At 60.0% G+C, this 17,823-nt stretch carries 14 protein-coding genes; 4 read left to right on the top strand and 10 right to left on the bottom strand.

The annotated features are described in order from the left end of the window. Window positions 1-131: 131 nt before the first annotated feature. The 3 genes from P5706_RS16270 to P5706_RS16260 form a co-directional block, all read right to left on the bottom strand. Entirely contained in the window at window positions 132-590 is a 459-nt protein-coding gene (locus P5706_RS16270; protein ID WP_285680130.1) for an REP-associated tyrosine transposase, read from the bottom strand. A 525-nt stretch (window positions 591-1,115) separates the two neighbouring features. After that, window positions 1,116-1,973 (bottom strand): NmrA family NAD(P)-binding protein, encoded by an 858-nt coding sequence (locus tag P5706_RS16265; protein ID WP_285680128.1) that lies wholly within the window; start codon window positions 1,971-1,973, stop codon window positions 1,116-1,118. A gap of 101 nt (window positions 1,974-2,074) precedes the next feature. Continuing rightward, window positions 2,075-2,515, bottom strand: a complete 441-nt coding sequence (locus P5706_RS16260) for an Lrp/AsnC family transcriptional regulator (RefSeq protein WP_200434428.1) — start codon at window positions 2,513-2,515, stop codon at window positions 2,075-2,077. A 109-nt stretch (window positions 2,516-2,624) separates the two neighbouring features. Here P5706_RS16260 and P5706_RS16255 point away from each other — a divergent pair, with 109 nt between their 5' ends. Next, window positions 2,625-3,530, top strand: coding sequence for a DMT family transporter (locus P5706_RS16255; RefSeq protein WP_285680125.1), 906 nt, complete (start codon window positions 2,625-2,627; stop codon window positions 3,528-3,530). Here the strand turns inward: P5706_RS16255 and P5706_RS16250 are convergent. From P5706_RS16250 to fabF, 3 genes are all read right to left on the bottom strand, one after another. Beyond that, window positions 3,508-5,487, bottom strand: coding sequence for a peptidase U32 family protein (locus P5706_RS16250; RefSeq protein WP_285680123.1), 1,980 nt, complete (start codon window positions 5,485-5,487; stop codon window positions 3,508-3,510). The genes P5706_RS16255 and P5706_RS16250 overlap by 23 nt on opposite strands. Before the next feature lie 136 nt (window positions 5,488-5,623). Further along, window positions 5,624-6,004: a RidA family protein gene (locus tag P5706_RS16245; protein ID WP_017135617.1), complete on the bottom strand. Its 381-nt coding sequence runs from the start codon at window positions 6,002-6,004 to the stop codon at window positions 5,624-5,626. 65 nt (window positions 6,005-6,069) lie between these two features. Next, window positions 6,070-7,338 (bottom strand): beta-ketoacyl-ACP synthase II, encoded by a 1,269-nt coding sequence (gene fabF, locus P5706_RS16240; protein ID WP_285680119.1) that lies wholly within the window; start codon window positions 7,336-7,338, stop codon window positions 6,070-6,072. Window positions 7,339-7,444: 106 nt separating this feature from the next. Between fabF and P5706_RS16235 the strand changes: the two genes are divergently transcribed. Continuing rightward, window positions 7,445-7,921: a winged helix-turn-helix transcriptional regulator gene (locus P5706_RS16235; protein WP_200434424.1), complete on the top strand. Its 477-nt coding sequence runs from the start codon at window positions 7,445-7,447 to the stop codon at window positions 7,919-7,921. Here P5706_RS16235 and P5706_RS16230 read toward each other — a convergent pair whose 3' ends face one another. Continuing rightward, window positions 7,922-9,244 (bottom strand): OprD family porin, encoded by a 1,323-nt coding sequence (locus tag P5706_RS16230; protein ID WP_200434423.1) that lies wholly within the window; start codon window positions 9,242-9,244, stop codon window positions 7,922-7,924. Window positions 9,245-9,951: 707 nt separating this feature from the next. Between P5706_RS16230 and P5706_RS16225 the strand changes: the two genes are divergently transcribed. Next, the gene (locus P5706_RS16225; RefSeq protein WP_200434422.1) at window positions 9,952-10,587 is read left to right on the top strand and encodes a hypothetical protein; all 636 of its coding nucleotides are present in this window, start codon (window positions 9,952-9,954) and stop codon (window positions 10,585-10,587) included. Between the two features lie 58 nt (window positions 10,588-10,645). Here the strand turns inward: P5706_RS16225 and P5706_RS16220 are convergent, their stop codons facing one another. Further along, the gene (locus P5706_RS16220; protein ID WP_017135623.1) at window positions 10,646-11,515 is read right to left on the bottom strand and encodes an oxaloacetate decarboxylase; all 870 of its coding nucleotides are present in this window, start codon (window positions 11,513-11,515) and stop codon (window positions 10,646-10,648) included. 279 nt (window positions 11,516-11,794) lie between these two features. Between P5706_RS16220 and P5706_RS16215 the strand changes: the two genes are divergently transcribed. Further along, window positions 11,795-12,736: a cupin domain-containing protein gene (locus P5706_RS16215; protein ID WP_200434421.1), complete on the top strand. Its 942-nt coding sequence runs from the start codon at window positions 11,795-11,797 to the stop codon at window positions 12,734-12,736. A 1,075-nt stretch (window positions 12,737-13,811) separates the two neighbouring features. Here P5706_RS16215 and P5706_RS16210 read toward each other — a convergent pair. Both P5706_RS16210 and P5706_RS16205 read right to left on the bottom strand, forming a co-directional pair. Then, window positions 13,812-14,708 carry a LysR family transcriptional regulator gene (locus tag P5706_RS16210; protein ID WP_285680114.1) on the bottom strand — a complete coding sequence of 299 codons (897 nt, stop codon included), beginning with the start codon at window positions 14,706-14,708 and terminating at the stop codon, window positions 13,812-13,814. A gap of 37 nt (window positions 14,709-14,745) precedes the next feature. Continuing rightward, window positions 14,746-17,820 (bottom strand): efflux RND transporter permease subunit, encoded by a 3,075-nt coding sequence (locus P5706_RS16205; RefSeq protein WP_285680112.1) that lies wholly within the window; start codon window positions 17,818-17,820, stop codon window positions 14,746-14,748. Window positions 17,821-17,823: the final 3 nt, after the last annotated feature.

The following is a 17,823-nucleotide window of genomic DNA, read 5'->3' as shown; positions in this document are numbered from 1 at the left end:
ACCTGGAAATACGCGGTGACTGTTTTGGGGCTGCTGCGCAGCCCAGCGCAGGGCAAGCCTGCTCGCCACAACAAGCCTGCTCGCCACAGGGAGCCTGCTTGCTAGAACAGGTCGGTGCATCCAGTAAGTTTTTATAACCAGGCCGCATCCCATAACGGATAATCACCAATGTGCTCAACCAGCCCGGCTCGCAGAGGGTTGGCGATGACATAACGGGCCATCTTCAGAACATCTTCATCAGCCCGAACGGCGCGGTCATGGTAACCACGCTGCCAGAACCTTTCCCGACTGCCACGCGCTCGATTGATGCTGAGTGTGCTGCGCGATTTGGTCTGGCGCATCACATCGCGCAATGTTGAGTTGTTCAGGTCGAACAACCAATGAAAATGATCCGGCATCACCACCCACGCCAGTGAGTTGACCAGGCCGGCTTGGTGAGTTCGTTTAAATTCTGTGACCAACAAACGGCCTAGCTGGAAATTCCGAAACAAGGGCAGTCGCTGATGCACCACGGCAGTGACCAAATAAGCTCGACCGGTTTCTGAATAGCGACCACGACGTAACAGATGGGAGTTGGGTTGAGGAGACAATCCGTTGTTCCTTGCTTGAATAAGAAGCTTTGACGCTAGCAGCGCAATCGGCCCAGCCTGGAACACTTGCGTGTCCCGATATTTCTAAGCCCATCCCCGTGTTGAACCGATTTCCTGTTGCGAACAGGCCTACTGTGGCGAGCAGGCTTGCCCTGCGTTGGGGCGCGCAGCGGCCCCTGTACCTGACCATGCAATACACCTGGAAATACGCGGTGACTGTTTTGGGGCTGCTGCGCAGCCCAACGCAGGGCAAGCCTGCTCGCCACAGGGAGCCGGTTTGCGAAAATCAGCAGTGCTATCGGCCAGCTCACGCTATAAACCCGTCGACCAATCCCACTGTGGCGAGCAGACTTGCCCTGCGTTGGGGCGCGCAGCGGCCCCTGTACCTGACCATGCAATACACCTGGAAATATGCGGTGACTGTTTTGGGGCTGCTGCGCAGCCCAGCGCAGGGCAAGCCTGCTCGCCACAAAAAGCCTGTTTGCCCCAGGAAGCCTATTTCCCCAACAAGCCTGTTTCCCACAATTAGTGGGTTTGGTCCGCCAGTTCACGCAGCACCGTCAGCAACGATGTTCCTCCCTTAAGCACCTGCTCATGCTCAAAACAGATCCAGCCTTCGTTGAACCCGTCCACCATGCGCATGCGTGGCAATGGGTTCTGAGCGCCCTGGGCACGCAGTAAGTCTTCCCACGTCTCACGCGCTACCGCTTCAGCGTGCACGTCGCGGCCGAGCACCTGCGACAAGCCTTGGGCTATGTCGTTGGGGCTGACCCACTGGCCTTCCAGTTCAACCACCCGATGGCCAGCCCACTCCTGTTGCAACAGCTGCGCGGCGAGGGTGCCGATGTCCGCCGTGGCGATCATCGGTACCGCCTTGTCCAGCGGTTGCAGGAAGCTATTGATCACGCCAGTTTCCCGTGCGGCGATCACGTCGTATAGCGTGTTTTCCATAAACCAGGCGGGGCGCAGGAAGGTGACCGGAATGTCCAGGGCGCTCAGGGCTTGTTCCATCAGGGTGCGTTGGGTGAGCAGGTTGACCTCAGTAGCCTGGGCGCCGATGGTCGAGAGGCACAGCACCTTGTTCGGCGCAGCCGCCTGTAGCGCTTGGCTGACTGCGGCAATTACCGCACGGGCTTCGGGAAAACCAGGCTGCGGATCAAACCCAGGTGGGGGCAGGATAAACACGCCGGTGGCGCCCTTGAACGCTTCGGTTAATGCCTGTGCGTCATCCATTTGCGCAAACACTACTTCGCAACCTTGATCGGCCCAAAAAGCTGCTTTGCCCGCATCGCGAATCACCGCGCGCACCGGCTGGCCGGCGTTGATGAGGTTGCGCGCGAGTGCGCCGCCGACTTTGCCGGTAATACCCGTAATCACATACATGAGCTTTATACCTGTGGTTTCCATTGAGTGGAGCCCAGCATAAAGATCGGCCAGTGATGACAGAATAGCGATTGCGTCACTGCTTTAATGACGCAAAATCACTAATCGGCGAGAGGCGGCAAACGGCGTTTTACCGGGGTTTTCTTGACGATGGCGGTGTTGGTTTCGGCATAGGCGTTGAGGCGGTCGAGCAGGCTGTCTAGCTGGTCCATGGTGCGCACATGCAGGCGCGCGATAAAGCAGTCGTCACCGGTGACCTTGTCGCATTCGGTGAATTCGGGTATCGCCTGGATCTGGCGCTCCACCTCCTGCAACTTGCCGGGCAAGGGGCGAATGCGCACGATGGCTTGCAGCAGGTAACCGAAGTGTTTGGGGTCGATATCAACGGTGTAGTGGGTGAGTACGCCGCGCTCCTCCAGCCGCCGCAAGCGTTCGCCGACGCTGGGCGAGGACAGCCCGGTAATACCCGCCAAGGCCTTGAGCGATAGGCGCGAGTCGTCCATCAAGGCGCCGATCAGTTGCTGGTCGATGGTGTCAATCATGCTGTCTGCCTAATAACAAAAGGTGAATAAAGGTTTTTGCCTTTTTTAGTCGCTGGAGCCGCTGACCAGCAGATTGCCATAATTGCGCCTCACTTGAGGAGCTTTCATCGTGGACACATCTATCCGTCGCGGGTCGTGGGAAATGGTCGCCGCCATGCTGATTTCGGGGACTATCGGCTGGTTTGTGCTGGTGTCGGGCGTGTCGGTGATCGAAGTGGTGTTCTGGCGTTGCGTCATCGGCGCACTGGCCCTATTGCTGGTCTGCGCACTGCTGGGTTACTTGCGACTGGAATTGCTCACCTGGGCCAAGTTCGGCCTGGCGATGCTCAGCGGTGTGGCCATCGTCGGCAATTGGTTGCTGTTGTTCGACTCCTATTCCCACGCGTCAATTGCCATCAGCACGGCGGTGTATAACGTGCAGCCGTTTATGTTGGTGATGTTGGCTGCGGTGTTTCTCGGTGAAAAAATCACCGTGCAGAAAATGGCGTGGTTGAGTGTGGCGTTCCTCGGCATGTTGGCGATTGTCACGGCCCATGGCGAGCAGCAAAGCGGTGGCGCTGGTTACCTGACAGGCATTGCACTGGCGCTGGGTGCGGCATTTTTGTATGCGGTTGCTGCACTGATCATCAAACGCCTGAAGGAAGTACCGCCGCATTTGATGGCGTTGATCCAAGTGACAACCGGCGCTCTGTTACTCGCGCCGCTGGTGCCTTGGAACAGCCTGCCGGTGTCAACCAATGCGTGGGCTGCACTGGTGACACTTGGCGTGGTACACACCGGTTTGATGTACGTGTTGTTGTACGGCGCGATCCAGAAACTGCCCACCGCCATTACCGGTGCACTGTCGTTTATCTATCCGATTGCGGCGATTTTTGTCGACTGGATTGCGTTCGGCCATCGCCTGGGTTGGCTGCAATGGCTGGGTGTGGCCGCAATCCTGCTGGCGGCAGCGGGGTTGCAGCGGGGCTGGTGGTGGCCCCGCGCCTCAAGGGCTAGTGCGTGCCCTGAAAGATGATGTTTTCCGGGTTGAAGTGCTCCACCTTACTGCCCGGCTGCGGCAGCCCAAGGATATGCCCCTTGATCTTGCCCACCACGTGCATCTCGCACGGTTTGCAGTCGAACTTGAGGGTCAGCACTTCGTCGCCGTGAATCAACTGCATCGGCGCCACCTTGGTTTTCACGCCGGTCACGCCCTTGGCCTGTTTGGGGCACAGGTTGAACGAAAAACGCAGGCAGTGCTTGGTGATCATCACCGGCACTTCGCCGGTTTCTTCGTGGGCTTCGAAGGCGGCGTCGATCAGCTTGACGCCGTGACGGTGGTAGAAGTCGCGGGCCTTCTGGTTGTAAACGTTGGCCAGGAACGACAAATGCGCTTCCGGGTACACCGGTGGCGGTGAGGTTTCGGCCTTGCGCCCGCCACGCGGGTGCGCGGCAACGCGTGCGGCGGTCAGCGCTTCGATCACTTCGCGGCGCAACGCCTTGAGCTGCGAGTTGGGGATGAAGAACGCCTGCGGCGCATCCAGCTCGACGTGTGTGGCGTGGTATTCGGTGGTGCCGAGTTGGCCAAGCAGATCACGCAGGGTGTCGAGCGCCTGTTCCGGCTTGTTGGCCACGCCAAACGGGCCGGGCAGGGTGACGCTGGCGCTGATGCCTTCTTCGCTGGTGGCGGTGACTTCAAGCTGGTCTTCACGCAGGCGTGCCACCCAGGCCAGGCCGATGCGGCGTTCGGCGGAGGTTTTGAGCAGCGCTTGTTGCCAGTTATGGTCGAGGTTGCGGTTCAGCGGATGATTGGGGCGCAACTGATGCAGGCCGGCCGGCATTTCATTCGGCTCGACGCGGTAGCGATAGCGCTTCTGGCCATCTTCCTCGAACTCACCTTTGGCTTCGGCGATGTTGGCACGAAAGCCCACCACTTCACGTTTGATCAGCACATTGAGGCCGTCGCCATTGGACAGCGGCTCATGGGTGACCACCTGCAAGTCGCGCTTGCCGGCTTTTTCCACCACACCCACCGGCAGGCCGGTGAAGGTTGGGGTGTCGAAGGCGCCGATGTCGATCTTGCGGTCGCTGACGAAATAATCGGTGCTGCCACGGTGGAAGGTTTTTTCCGGGTCAGGCAGGAAGAAGTGCGCGGTACGGCCGCTGGAGGCACGGGCCAGGTCCGTGCGGTCTTCGAGCACGTCATCAAGGCGCTGGCGGTAATAGGCGGTGATGTTCTTCACATAGCCCATGTCCTTGTAGCGGCCTTCGATCTTGAACGAGCGCACACCGGCTTCGACCAGCGCGCGGATGTTGGCGCTCTGGTTGTTGTCTTTCATCGACAGCAGGTGCTTTTCAAAGGCCACGACGCGGCCCTGGTCATCTTTCAAGGTGTACGGCAGGCGGCAGGCCTGGGAGCAGTCGCCACGGTTGGCGCTGCGGCCATTTTGCGCGTGGGAGATGTTGCACTGCCCGGAGAACGCCACACACAGCGCACCGTGGATGAAGAACTCGATGGCGGCATCGGTTTCATCGGCGATCGCGCGGATTTCCTGCAGGTTCAGCTCACGGGCCAATACCAACTGCGAAAAACCGGCCTGGTCGAGAAACTTGGCGCGGGCCAGGGTGCGGATATCGGTCTGGGTGCTGGCGTGCAGCTCGATCGGCGGAATATCCAGCTCCATCACGCCCAGGTCTTGCACGATCAAGGCATCGACACCGGCGTCGTAGAGCTGATGGATCAGCTTGCGCGCAGGTTCCAGCTCGTTGTCATGCAGGATGGTGTTGATGGTGGTGAACACGCGGGCGTGGTAACGGCGGGCGAATTCGACCAGTTGAGCGATATCGCTCACCTCGTTACACGCATTATGGCGTGCGCCGAAGCTTGGGCCGCCGATATAGATGGCGTCGGCGCCATGCAAGATAGCCTCGCGCGCGATGGCGACATCACGGGCAGGGCTGAGCAATTCCAGGTGGTGCTTGGGCAAGGACATAGTTTTTTTAGTCAGGCTTGTCACGGTTGAGGCGCGCATTGTAGCTGTGAAATGCCTGACCGGCATCTACCACAGGGCTGCCATGTAGGAGCTGGCTTGCCTGCTCCCACATTAGATGTGTATTTCGGGTGATAACTCAGGCCTTGGCGGCCATCGCGGTGACTTCCACGCGCATGCCTTCTACCGCCAAGGCAGCCACGCCAACGGCGGCGCGAACGGGCCAGGGCTTGGCGAAAAAGCGCTTGTAGACTTCGTTGAATGCTGCGCGATCAGCCATGTCGGTGAGGTAGATGGTCAGGTGCATCACCCGATCCATGGAGCTGCCGGCCTTCTCCAGCGCGACCTTCAGCGCTTGCAGGGTGCATTCGCTTTGCAGGGTGATATCGCCCAGTTCCAGGCTGCCATCGGCGTGCGTCGGGATTTGGGTGGAAACCAGGATGCCATTGAAGCCGATGACGTCGCTGGAGATGGAGTCGGCATCCGGGTCGGGGGTGAAAGACAGGTCGTGGTTGGCCATGGGCGCCTCTTGTTGGCGGTTACAGAAAGGCGCCCATGGTCCCCGAAATCTACGGCAGGGGCAAACTACACCCAGCGCCGGAACAGCACGCTGGCATTCACGCCGCCAAAACCAAAGCCATTGGACAGCGCGTATTCAATCGGCATGGGCCGCGCCTCACCGCGCACCATGTCCAGCCCGTCCGCCAGCGCATCGGGGTTGTCGAGGTTAAGTGTCATCGGCGCAATCTGATCGCGCAGGGCGAGGACGGTGAAGATCGCTTCAATGCCGCCGGCGGCGCCCAACAGGTGGCCGGTGGCGGATTTGGTCGAGCTGATGGCCGGGTGGCCACTGGCGCCGAACACAGTCTTGATGGCTGCCAGCTCGCCTTTGTCACCCACGGGTGTCGACGTTGCGTGCGCATTCAAATACTGCACCTGTGACGCCTCGATACCGGCCTGACGCAACGCCTGCGCCATCGCCCGGCGTGCACCATCGCCGTCTTCGGGGCCTGCGGTCATGTGATAGGCATCGGCACTGGTGCCATAACCCACCAGTTCGGCAATGGGCTGCGCGCCGCGTGCCAGGGCGTGTTCAAGCGCTTCGATCACCAGGATGCCGGCGCCTTCACCCATCACAAAACCATCACGCGCCTGGTCGAACGGCCGCGAAGCACGCTCCGGCGTGGCATTGAAGTCGCTGGACAATGCCCGTGCGGCTGCAAAGCCGGCGAGGCTGACTCGATGAATCGCCGCTTCAGCGCCGCCGCACACCGCCACGTCGATTTCTCCGGCGCGGATCATCCGCGCCGCGTCACCGATGGCCTGTACACCTGCGGCGCAGGCGGTCACCGGCGCGCCCAGCGGGCCTTTCAAGCCATAGTTGATCGACACATGCCCGGCGGCCATGTTGCTCAGAAATGACGGAATGGTAAACGGCGACAACCGCCGTGGGCCTTTGCTGTCGGTGGTGCGCACCGCCTCGGCAATCGCCGGGAAGCCACCGACGCCGGAGGCAATGATGGTGGCTGTGCGTTCCTGCTTTTCCGGCGTTTTTGGCGCCCAACCGGCTTGCTTCAAGGCTTCATCCGCTGCCGCCAGGGCAAACAGGATAAAGCGGTCCATCTTGCGCTGTTCCTTGGCGGCCAGCAGTCGATCGGGGTCAAACCCGGCTTCGGGGTCTTGCAGCACAGTTTGCACCTGGCCGCCGATGCTGATGGCCAAGTCACCGATCAATTCTTCGGGTAGACGACGAATCCCCGATTGCCCATTCAACAGGCGTTGCCAGGTGGATTCCACACTCGACCCCAGCGGCGTCAGCGCGCCCATACCGGTCACGACGATACGTTTACTCATGATCAATCGACTCCTGTTGCTTGAGGGATACACAGCTGTGGACGTCACTATCAACATGAAAGTAACATGGTGCCACACAACTTTGCACCCGCACACAGGAACGTCCATGCAACGCAAATCCCTTATCAGCGACGAATGCCCCATCGCCCGCAGCCTTGAACGGGTAGGGGAGTGGTGGAGCATGTTGATCATGCGCGACGCGCTGCATGGCTTGCGGCGGTTTGATGAGTTCTCGCGCAGCCTGGGCATCGCGCCGAACATGCTGACGCGCCGCCTCAATGGCTTGGTGGAGGCCGGCATGCTCGAGCGCCGCGCCTACAGCGAGCGGCCGCCACGTTACGAATACGTACCGACGGCCAAGGGCGAGGACTTTCGCATGGTGCTGATGGCATTGGTGGCATGGGGCAATCGGCATTACGCCGAAGACGGCCGCAGCGTGGAGGTCGTGGAGCGCGAGACCGGGGAGTTGCTGGAGCCGATGATGGCAACCGCCGAAGGCGCGGTGGTGGGGTGGGAGCGCTGCGTGGTGCAGGCCGGTTCAGCCGCCAGCGCAGGGATGCGCGAGCGGCTGAGCCGAGACTGATTACAACAGGGTAAACGGATAGTCGACGATCACCCGCAGCTCATTCAACTTGCCGTCGCGTTGGTCGGCGTTGGATGAAACCATGGCGTCACGCACACGAAACGACAGGTTTTTCGCCGGACCGCTTTGCAGCACGTATTTGGCCTCCACATCGGTCTCGTGGTGGTCGCCGTCGGCGCCATAGTCGCCGGCATAGGCACTGTTGGTGGGTGTGTGGGTGCCGTTGATGTCCGAGCCGTTGACGTAGCGGGTCATGAAGCTCAGGCCCGGTACGCCATAACTGGCCATGTTCAGGTCATAACGAATGCCCCACGATTGCTCGCCCGGCCCGTTGAAGTCGCCCCACTGGATCGAGTTGGCCAGGAACACCGAGTCGCCGCCTTCGCCCGCGCCATTGTTGCCGGTGCCGATGTAGTCGAACGGCGTGTCGCCATGGACTTTCTGGAACGACAGCGTCAGCGTATGCGCCGCCAGGAACGAGTAGGCCGCCGCCACCGAGTAGGTGGTGTTGTTGATGGCCCCGGCCTTGGCGCTGCCGGTGTCGAGGGTGCGGTACAGGTTGCCGTCCAGCGCGAGTGACTGGTCATGCCCCAGCGGGATCACGTAGTTGAGGTTGGTGTAGTACTGGCGCCAGATGTCTTCCAGCTCGCCCGCATACAGGGTTGCACTCAACGATGGCGTAAAGGTGTATTTGCCGCCGACAAAACTTGCGCTGTTGGCCGCCACGTTGGCGTAGGTCGCGTAGATATCGTGGTCATGGTTGCTGGTCATGCCGCTGTTGGTGCTGGTGAAGTGCCCGGCTTCCAGGTCCAGGCCTGCGATTTCGCTGCTGGTCAGGTCAAAGCCGGTGGCGGTCTGCGGCAGAATGCGCGTGCCGCCGGTGGCGAATACCGGCGCGGTGGGTTGCATGTCACCGAATTTGAGCTGGGTCTTGGAGACCTTGATCTTCACCGCAGCGCCCACGGAGCCATAGCCATTTTCCGGGTCGCCGTTGCGGTTGGTTGGCAACTCACCGGTGCCGGCATCGGCGTGGGTGGCGTCGAGTTTCATCGCGCCGTAGGCGTAAGCGTCTACGCCAAAACCGATGGTGCCCTGGGTAAAGCCCGAGGCGTAGTTGAGCATCGCGCCTTGGGTCCAGTCGCGGTTGTCGGCCTTGCCACTTTGGCGGTCGCGGTCGAAGTAATAGTTGCGCAACAGCCCGGTAATGCTACTGCCGTCGATAAAGCCTTTGGAATCGGCCTGGTCGCTGACCGACTCGGCGAGGGCCACTTGGCTGATACTGGCGCACACCGCCAGTGTTAACAGGCTCCACTGTTTGATCATGTTATTACTTCCCCGGAATAATTAACGCGTGCACAGAAACACCGCAGGCTTGAAGAGCGTTTAAGGTTTTATGGCAGATGTTTCAGGTGAGCGTAGTGCTGTTTTTATTCTGCTCGACGTGGTTGTCGAGGCTGATTTTTATCATATTTTTCGCGGCCTGCAGCGGCGTCGAGGATTAAACTCGATTAATTAAACTTCACCTCTTTTAATTTTCGACGGGTGTAGCGTTGATCAGGTCTTAGCCGCTCTGCTTCGACAAAAACCTTTGGTTTGCCGCCGCAGGCTCTGCGGCGGATTTTTTAAGCTGATATCAATAAATATATATCCATATTGATACTTCTAAGTCGCCATCAATAGTGGCGATATGCTTGCGCGCGCCTAATTATTTGTTTGTAACAAGACGGTTGCACTTGCGCTCCAATAATCTTTTCCAGAGTGACGTGAAAGACACACTGCGAGAAGGTGGACGTGGGAAATCCCAACGCCAATGACTGACTCAAGGCGCAACACCATCACCGTGGCGAGGGAGCTTGCTCCCGCTGGACTGCGCAGCAGGCCCGTTTTTCAGGGACGCTTCGCGCCCCAGCGGGAGCAAGCTCCCTCGCCACAAGTTATTGGTTGCCTGTTTTACTTGCGTTGCAGTTGCGGCGCAAAACCCATGCCCTATCATGGCGCCCATCATCCTCTCTGAAAGGACCAGAGGCCTCATGAAAAAAGCGTCATACATCCTGCTCGCTGGTGTTTTATTCGGGCTTAGTGCCTCAGCGCTGGCGGCCGAAGGTTTTATCGGCACTGGCATCAACACGGGCAACGGCTATGAGCCGGACGGCCGTGGCGGCCTTAAAGGCACCGGGGGAAACCTGGGCGGTGACTATGAGTTGCAAAAGGATGGTTCTCTCAGAGGCACCGGTAAAAATAACGGCAAAGGGTACATTCCCGCCGATGACGGTGGCCTCAAAGGCATCGGCTACAACAATGGCCGAGGGTTCAGCCCGGACGGATCGGGCGGGTACAAGGGCACAGGTTTTAACGCCGGTGAGGATTATCGGTCGGACGGCAAAGGCTATTTCCGTGGCGACGGCAAGGCCTCAGGCGCCAGTTGGCGCTCCGATGGTAACGGCGGGTATGAAGGCACCGGCGAGTACCGCAAGCGTGGGTACAAGTCCGATGGTCGCGGCGGCTATATAGGCACCGGCAAGAACGAGGGCAGGGGGCTTGAATCCGATGGTCGCGGTGGCTTTATCGGCACGGGCTTGAATGCGGGAGGCGGCTGGGAGCCAGATGGAGACGGCGGCTACAAAGGCACGGGCAATAATCGCGGGGAACGCTGGAGGCTTGATTGAAGCAGCCCGCACCGCGTGCATCCGGTGCTGATTGCAACAATCAGCACCGTCGCGGCAATTACTCTTTAACGTCCATGAACTCTTCAGCCCACGCCACATAGCTTTCCGGCAACGTGTAGGTGTGGGTCAGCTCCGTAGCACTGAGGTTGGACGTGCTGCTGGTCAGCTTGCGCTGGGCGCGCAGGCTGTCGTAAGTGGCCTTGATCGACGCAAAGTAAGCGCCGTGGCCGGCCACCACAATGCGCACGCCCAGGGCCGCCAGACGCTCGCTGTCATTGAGCTGCGGGTTGCCGTAGGTCACGAGCATCAACGGCACCGTCAGGTTGGCGGCGATTTGCTCAAGGTGGTCGAAGTCTTTGACGCCAACCATGCAGATGCCGTCCGCGCCGGCTTTCTCGTAGGCCTTGGTGCGGGCGATGACATCTTCGGTGGGCAGCACACCGGCGTTGGTGCGCGCGATGATCGACAGTTCAGGGTCGACACGCGCTTCAAGCGCTGCCTTCACTTTGCCGATGCCTTCCTCGACGGAAATCAGGTCGGTGGACTTGCGCCCGAACTGCGCCGGCAACAGCGTGTCTTCAATGGTCAGCGCGGCCACACCGGCACGCTCAAGCTCTTCGACGGTGCGCATGACGTTCAAGGCGTTGCCGTAACCGTGATCGGCGTCGGCAATAAACGGCAGTTGGGCGACGCGGCCGATACGGGTGGCCTGTTCAACGAACTCACTCAGTGTGATCAACGCAAAATCGGGGGCTGCCAGTACCTGCAGCGAGGCGACCGAACCACCGAGGATACCGACTTCAAACCCCAGGTCGGCGGCGATGCGCGCGGACATGGGGTCGAAGACGGAAGCGGTTTCAACGCAGATTTGTTTTGCAAGCAGTTCACGGAAGTTGCGGCGCAACGCTGAGTGAGAAATCTTTGGCATGTTCTTTCCTGGCTTTGGTCATCGTCATGTGACGATCAATGTCTATTCGTGGTGGCGCCAAGATTACCACGCACACGAACCGGGGATTATGACGTTTGAGCATGAGATACACGCCGAACGCATGGATCATCGGTTCACGCTCAGGCACTGGACAGGCCGTTTGCACCGTCACAGGGCAAAGCCGCCCCATCCCGCACAACTGCTGTGCCGGCTGAGTGCTTAATCCCTGCAAGCGCACTGCCTATAGTGGATTCAAACCCGCCCAGCCTGAGGTGAATCATGAACAGCGAATTCAAACCCGACCTGACCGATGCAGTGCCAAGTGAGCAAGTGGACGCCGAGTACTTCGAGTACAGCAAGGCGGCCAACCCGATCAGCGCCAACCTGATTACCCGGATTCCTTACCACAGCTTCCCGGCCTCGCTGTACGACAGCGGCGCCTCACGGGTGGTTGCGCTGGACCTCAGCCATGCGCTGGGCTGTGAAGGTCCGGCGACCGGGCCGGGGTTGTGCGCCAACTTTATCCGGTTGAACGCCGGTGATGCCTTGGAGCTGCACCCCAATGCGACCTCCCAGGTATTTTATGTCATCGCAGGCGAGGGCCGCGTGGTTCAGGGCGAACATGACATTCAATGGTCCAGCGGTTGCTTTATCGCGCTGCCGGGCCTGCAGCCCGCGCGTTTCAGTGCCTCACAGGATGCGCGCCTGTACTACGTGCATGATGAACCGCTGTTGCGTTACCTGGGGGTGACCCGCAGCAGTGACCGCTTTGTGCCAACGTTGTATCCCGCCGCGCTGGCCAACCAGAAACTGCGTGAAGCGGCGGATGACCCACGCGCCCAGGACCGCAGTCGCATCAGTATTTTGCTCGGCAACCGCAATTTCCCCCAGACCCGAACCGTCACGCATGTGCTCTGGGCCATGTACGGCATTCTGCCGGCGGGTTCGATCCAGAAGCCGCACCGGCACCAGTCGATTGCGCTGGACTTCATTATCGACTGCCCCAAGGGTTGCTATTCGCTGGTGGGCACGGAGCTGGACGCTGATGGCCAGATCCGTAATCCGGTGCGGGTGGACTGGTCGCCGGGGCTGGCGTTCGTGACGCCGCCGGGTTACTGGCATGCGCATTTCAATGAATCGGACACCGAGGCATTTTTGATCCCGATTCAGGATGCCGGGTTGCAAACTTACCTGCGGGCGTTGGATATCCGCTTTAGCTGACAGTAGTCGGTCAAAATGTGGCAGACGGTTTGCCTGCGATGGCGGCTTGTTGGTGGTGTACATATCCGTTGTTTTTGTGATGGCTACTTAGGGTTCCGCCCTTACGGCGGGTCACTTTTGCAAGGACGCAAAAGTAACCAAAAAGTCCTCGCCCCAACACTCGGTGCCTCGCTTAGGCTCGGCATGCCCGCAATCCGCCAGTGATTTGGGGGGCCGCCGCGATGGGCCATCCTTGGCCCAGCGCGGCTAAACCGGCATCCCTGCCGGTTTACCCCCCAAATCCCTGTCAGATTCCGGCCATCGTGTTTGACGGGGCGATTTCAGATCAAGATCACAATCAAAAGCGCAGATCAAAAGACCGCTGACTTCGTCATCGAAAAGGATGTAAGAGCCGGAGCAACAGCAACAGCAACAGCAGAGCCATACTCGGTCAAAGGTGGGAGCTGGCTTGCCTGCGATAGCATCAACTCGGTGTGGCTGATGTACCGAGGTGTCTGCATCGCAGGCAAGCCAGCTCCCACAGAAAAGCACATGTTCTGAACTGCATGCGGTCAATTGTGGGAGCGGGCTTGCTCGCGAATGCGGTGGGTCAGTCAATTTATCTGTAACTGATACACCGCATTCGCGAGCAAGCCCGCTCCCACATTTTAACTGCGTTGCATCAGTTAGAGAGGCTTTTGCTTAGCACTTGATCTGGCTCTTGCTTCAACCACTCAGGTCGGCTTTCAGGCCGCCGTGCTGTAGATCTTGATCTCGATTTTGATCTGAGACGCCCCGTTAACCACGATGGCCGAACGCAGGCTTGAATCCGTGGGTAACCCGGCAGGACGCCGGGTTAGCCGCGCTGGGCCAAGGATGGCCCATCGCGGCGGCCCACGGATTCAAGCCGGAGTGAGGGCATGCCGAGCCTAAGCGAGGCACCGAGTGGTGGGGCACAGACCTTTTGGTTACTTTTGGGGCGTTTGCCAAAAGTGACCCGCTGTAAGAGCGGAACCATAGGCGGCCATTACCGCAGCAACGGATATGTACACCGACAAACCGCCATAGCAGGCAAGCCAACCCCCACAGAAACACCCTATTTCCAATACGGCGTTTCGCCCAACTGCTCGACGATAAAGTCGATAAAACACCGCACCTTGGACGACACGATTCGCTTGGGCGGGTAGACAAACCACACCGCAAACGCCTGTTCAGCCCCCAGGATGTGCCAGTGAGGCAGCCAGACCTGCAGCTCACCCGCCTGAATGCTTTTGCTCACCAGCCAATCAGGCAGCAACGCAAAGCCCAGACCTTGGCGTGCAGCCAGCAGCTGCGCGTCCAGGTCGTTGATACGAATACAGTCGCCATAGACCAGCGGCACCACTTCACCACCAGCCTCGAAGGCAACATCATGCGTACCCAGGATGGCTGGCAGGCCGGCAAGGTCCGCCGGAGTCGCCGGCGCCGGGTGCTGCGCACAAAGCGCCGGGCTGGCCACCAGCAAGTACTTTCCGGCGCAGATCTTGCGCGCCTTGAGCGTAGAGTCAGGCAGGGCGCCAATCCTTATGGCCAGGTCTACCCCTGAGTGAATCAGATTGACCTGGGCGTTATCCAGCACCAATTCCAGCTTGATTTGCGGGTAGCGCGCCAGGAAAACGTTCAACACCGGCAGGATATGGTGACGGGCAAATGCCGGCGGCAAATTAAGCTTGAGCACCCCACGCGGTTGCTGGTTGAGCGCCGAGGTCGCCGCCTTGGCTTGCTCCAACTCATCCAGCACACGACGGGCGTGCAGCAGGAACGTCTGGCCGCCTTCGGTCAGGTGCAGCGTGCGGGTCGAGCGATTGAACAGGGCGATGCCCAAATCCTGCTCAAGATCCTTCACATAGCGCGACACCGTGGACGCCTTGATGCCCAGCCGTTCGGCCGCCCGGGAGAAATTATTGCCTTCGGCGGCTTCGACAAAGGCGGTGAGTGCAGCGAAATAATCCAAGTGCCGCCTCGGTGGTCAGCGTGGGTGAGCGCTCAGGTTACCGGCTGTGGTCAGGCACCGCCACGGGCACGGGTCCCGGTTGTTCGACGTCCTTGTGATGCGTCTCGCCAATAAACATATACATCGCCGGCACCATAAACAGCGTCAGCAACGTGCCGATCGATAACCCGCTGAAAATCACCAGGCCCATATCATGCCGCCCCGCAGCGCCTGCGCCCGAAGCCCACACTAAGGGCACCACGCCCAGCACCATGGCGGCGGTGGTCATCAGGATTGGCCGCAGCCGCACCGCCGCCGCTTCTTCAATTGCCTCACGCTTGCTGTGACCGGCGCGCTGCAACTCGTTGGCAAACTGCACGATCAGGATGCCGTGCTTGGTGATCAACCCCAGCAACGTCACCAAACCGACCTGGGTGTACACGTTGATCGAGGCGTAGCCCATGGTGATAAACGCCAGTGCACCGAACAGCGCCGGGGGCACCGAGAACAGAATCACCACCGGGTCGCGAAAGCTCTCGAACTGGAACGCCAACGCCAGGTAGACAATCAGTATCGAGAACAGCAACAAGCCGACGAAGCCGCCAGACTCCTGGATAAACTGGCGCGACTCGCCGGAGAAATCCGAGGTGTAGCCCGAAGGCGCCACATTGGTGAGGATGGTATTGAGTTTGGCCAGCAACTCACCCTGGGCCACGCCGCTGACGCCCGACAGCGTTGCCGAGTTGAGTTGCTGGAAGTGGTTGATCGATTCCGGTTGGGTCAAGGTCTCGATATGCGCCACGGTGCGCGCCTGGATCATGCTGCCCGAGGGCGTACGGATGTAGTAGTCGAGGATCTGGTCCGGGTTGAGGCGGTCGACTTGCAGCACCTGGGGAATGACTTTGTAGGAGCGCCCGGCGGTGGAGAAGTAGTTCACATAGTTGCCGCCCAGCGCTGCGGACAGCGCCGCGCCCACGTCGGCTTGGGTCATGCCCAGCGCGGCGATTTTTTCGCGGTCCACCACCAGCTTGGCTTGAGGTTTGTCGAGCTTCAAATCCATGTCGGAGAAATAGAACAGCTGCTGTTTCTGTGCCTCGGCCATCACCGCCTGTGCTACTTCATTGAGGTTCTCCACCGAGTCGGTGGTGGTGATCACAAACTGCACCGGCAGCCCTTGAGCGCCTGGCAGCGAGGGCAACGGGAACGCGGCAATGGTGGCGCCCGGCACCTGGTTCCACTTCTGCTGCAAATCCAGAATCAGTTGGGCCTGGGAGCGTGTGCGGTCGTCCCAGGTTTTAAGCAACACGCCGCCCAGGCCCTGGTTGAGCGCGGGCAGGCCGGTGAGCTGGAACATCTGCGCGTATTCCGGCTCTTTATTGGCGATCTGGAACGCTTGGTCGGCAATCCGCTCCATCTGCTGCGGCGAGGCGGTCGGCGGGCCTTTGATCTGCATAAACACCAGACCCTGGTCCTCGGTGGGCGACAGCTCACTCTTGGCGGTCATGCCACTGGCGGCCACCAGCAAGAACAGTACGAAGCCAAAAGTCACTAGCACCGGCCAGATATTCAGGCCGCCCGCCAGCACACGGTGGTAACGCTTGCGCAACCAATCAAAATAGTCATCGAGCTTGCGCGCGAAACGACCTTCCTCCTGCCCGGACTTGAACAGCTTGGAGGTCATCATCGGTGACAGCGTCAACGCCACCACGGCCGACACGGTCACAGCGCCCGCCAGCGAGAAACAGAACTCCTTGAACAATGCGCCCGTCAGCCCGCTGCGCAGCCCGATCGGCACATAGGCGGCAATCAGTACCACGGTCATCGCGATGATCGGCCCGCCCAACTCCCGCGCCGCCACCAGCGCGGCCTCCAGCACGCTTTTACCTTCTTCCTTGATATGCCGGTCGACGTTTTCCACCACGATAATCGCGTCGTCCACCACCAGGCCGATGGCCAATACCAATGCCAATAAGGTCAGCAGGTTGATCGAGTACCCCAGCAGGTACATCACAAAGAAAGTGCCGACCAGCGACAACGGGATCGCCACCAAGGGCACGATCACCGCGCGGAAAGAGCCGAGGAACAGATAGATCACCACCGACACAATGATCATGGCCTCGACCAGGGTCTTCACCACCTCGTAAATCGAGGTGTTGATGAACGCGGTGGAGTCATACACGATTTCGCCGCGCACACCGGCCGGCAGTTGCGATTGCAACTCGGGGAAGGCCTCGCGCACGCTGCTGGCGACGGTAAGAATATTGGCGGTGGGCGCCGCCTTGATGCCGATAAACACCGAGCGCTTGCCGGAGAACGCCACGCTGCTGTCATAGCTTTCGGCGCCGAGGGTGACAGTGGCCACATCGTCCAGGTACACCAGTGCATCGCCTTTTTGCTTGATCACCAGCCGCTTGAACTCATCCACCGTGTGCAAATCGGTGCCGGCGGTGAGGTCAACGGTCACGGTTTGCCCGCGTGTCGAGCCAACGGCCGACAGGTAGTTGTTGTTGGCCAGCGCCGTCGACACGTCTTGCGCGGTGACGTTATGCGCCGCCAGTTTGTCCGGGGCCAGCCAGGCGCGCAGGGCGAATTGGCGCCCGCCGAGGATCTCGGCGGTTTGTACGCCCTGGATCGAATCCAGCTTGGGCTTGACCACCCGCACCAGGTAGTCGGTGATGTTATTGGTCGGCAGCGTGTCGCTGTAGAAACCCAGGTACATGGCGTCCGTGGTTTGCCCCACGGCGATGGTCAGCACCGGTTCCTGGGCTTGCGCCGGCAACTGGTTCTTGACCGAGTTGACCTGGGTGTTGATCTCGGTCAGGGCTTTGCTGGCGTCATAGTTCAGCCGCAGCGTGGCGGTGATGGTCGAGATGCCGGTGATGCTCGACGAGGCCAGGTAATCGATGCCTTGGGCCTGGGCAATCGCTGACTCCAGAGGCTGGGTAATAAAACCGGCGACGGTGGAGGCGTCGGCACCGTAGTAGGAGGTGGTGATGGTGACCACGGTATTTTCCGTGCGCGGCCACTGGTTCACCGGCAATTCAAAGATCGAGCGCAGCCCCAGGATCAAAATGAACAGCGAGACGACGATGGCCCACACCGGTCGCTGAATAAAGGTATCGGTAAGCTTCATGGG

The organism is Pseudomonas sp. ChxA (assembly GCF_030263855.1).
Classification (GTDB): Bacteria; Pseudomonadota; Gammaproteobacteria; order Pseudomonadales; family Pseudomonadaceae; genus Aquipseudomonas; species Aquipseudomonas fluorescens_CB.
Note: the sequence above shows the minus strand (reverse complement) of the source record. Positions and strands in the feature narration are given on the sequence as shown.

What these genes read in the sequence shown, in the direction of transcription:
- P5706_RS16265 (WP_285680128.1), bottom strand. Translation starts at nt 1,973, where the DNA reads ATGTATGTGATTACGGGTATTACCGGCAAAGTCGGCGGCGCACTCGCG.
- P5706_RS16260 (WP_200434428.1), bottom strand. Translation starts at nt 2,515, where the DNA reads ATGATTGACACCATCGACCAGCAACTGATCGGCGCCTTGATGGACGAC.
- P5706_RS16250 (WP_285680123.1), bottom strand. Translation starts at nt 5,487, where the DNA reads ATGTCCTTGCCCAAGCACCACCTGGAATTGCTCAGCCCTGCCCGTGAT.
- P5706_RS16245 (WP_017135617.1), bottom strand. Translation starts at nt 6,004, where the DNA reads ATGGCCAACCACGACCTGTCTTTCACCCCCGACCCGGATGCCGACTCC.
- fabF (WP_285680119.1), bottom strand. Translation starts at nt 7,338, where the DNA reads ATGAGTAAACGTATCGTCGTGACCGGTATGGGCGCGCTGACGCCGCTG.
- P5706_RS16235 (WP_200434424.1), top strand. Translation starts at nt 7,445, where the DNA reads ATGCAACGCAAATCCCTTATCAGCGACGAATGCCCCATCGCCCGCAGC.
- P5706_RS16230 (WP_200434423.1), bottom strand. Translation starts at nt 9,244, where the DNA reads ATGATCAAACAGTGGAGCCTGTTAACACTGGCGGTGTGCGCCAGTATC.
- P5706_RS16225 (WP_200434422.1), top strand. Translation starts at nt 9,952, where the DNA reads ATGAAAAAAGCGTCATACATCCTGCTCGCTGGTGTTTTATTCGGGCTT.
- P5706_RS16220 (WP_017135623.1), bottom strand. Translation starts at nt 11,515, where the DNA reads ATGCCAAAGATTTCTCACTCAGCGTTGCGCCGCAACTTCCGTGAACTG.
- P5706_RS16215 (WP_200434421.1), top strand. Translation starts at nt 11,795, where the DNA reads ATGAACAGCGAATTCAAACCCGACCTGACCGATGCAGTGCCAAGTGAG.
- P5706_RS16205 (WP_285680112.1), bottom strand. Translation starts at nt 17,820, where the DNA reads ATGAAGCTTACCGATACCTTTATTCAGCGACCGGTGTGGGCCATCGTC.